Raw genomic sequence first — 957 nt, 5'->3', positions numbered from 1 at the left:
TGTCCTGATCGCGAAGTCCCTACGATTCTGATGTTGGTCGTGGGGGCTGGCGATGGGCAAGGCGGCGGTAGCGATCGAACTGACGGCGCCGGAGCGGCGGGAGTTGCAGTCGCTAGCCCGTGCGCATCGTACCGGACAGGCGATGGCGCGGCGGGCGCGGATCGTGCTGGCCGCCGCTGCCGGGCTGGAGAACAAGGCGATCTGCGCCGAGGTCGGAGCGGACGCCAACACGGTCTCGAAATGGCGGCGCCGCTTCGCCGCTCACCGCCTCGATGGGCTGCTCGACGAGCCGCGGCCCGGGACGCCGCGTAAGATCGGCGACGACGACATCGCCGAGACGATCCGCCTGACCCTGGAGACAGCGCCGCCCGGCGCGACCCACTGGTCGCTGCGCTCGATGGCGAAGGCGGTCGGCTACGCGCCCTCCACCATTCATCGAATTTGGCGCGCCTTCGGCTTGCAGCCGCACCGGAGCGAGACCTTCAAGCTCTCGTCGGACCCGCTCTTCGTCGAGAAGGTACGCGACATCGTCGGTCTCTACATGAGCCCGCCCGACCGCGCCTTGGTGCTCTGTGTGGACGAGAAGTCGCAGATCCAGGCGCTCGACCGCACCCAGCCGCTGCTGCCGATGCGGCCCGGCCAGGCCGAGCGCCGCACCCACGACTACACCAGGCACGGCACGACATCGCTGTTCGCCGCCCTCGACATCGCCACCGGCGCCGTTATCGGGCGCTGCTACCCGAAGCATCGATCGAGCGAGTTCCGCCGGTTTCTCGATCAGGTCGAGGCCGCCTTGCCTCCTGGCCTCGATGTCCACCTCGTGATGGACAACTACGCCACCCACAAGACCAAGCCGGTCCGCGACTGGCTGGCCAAGCGCCCGCGCTGGCAGGTCCACTTCACGCCCACCGGCGCTTCCTGGATCAATCAGGTCGAGCGCTTCTTCGCCGATCTGAC

Annotated in this window: 1 protein-coding gene; it reads left to right on the top strand. The window is 68.4% G+C overall.

What is annotated here, in order from left to right:
• Positions 1–52 precede the first annotated feature (52 nt).
• Positions 53–957 (top strand): IS630 family transposase (locus ACLF3M_RS35310; protein ID WP_430661698.1); only part of this gene is annotated, 905 nt, incomplete at its 3' end.

Source organism: Falsiroseomonas sp. HW251 (genome assembly GCF_050563545.1).
GTDB lineage: Bacteria > Pseudomonadota > Alphaproteobacteria > Acetobacterales > Acetobacteraceae > Falsiroseomonas.
This window is presented reverse-complemented; position numbering and strand designations above follow the sequence as displayed.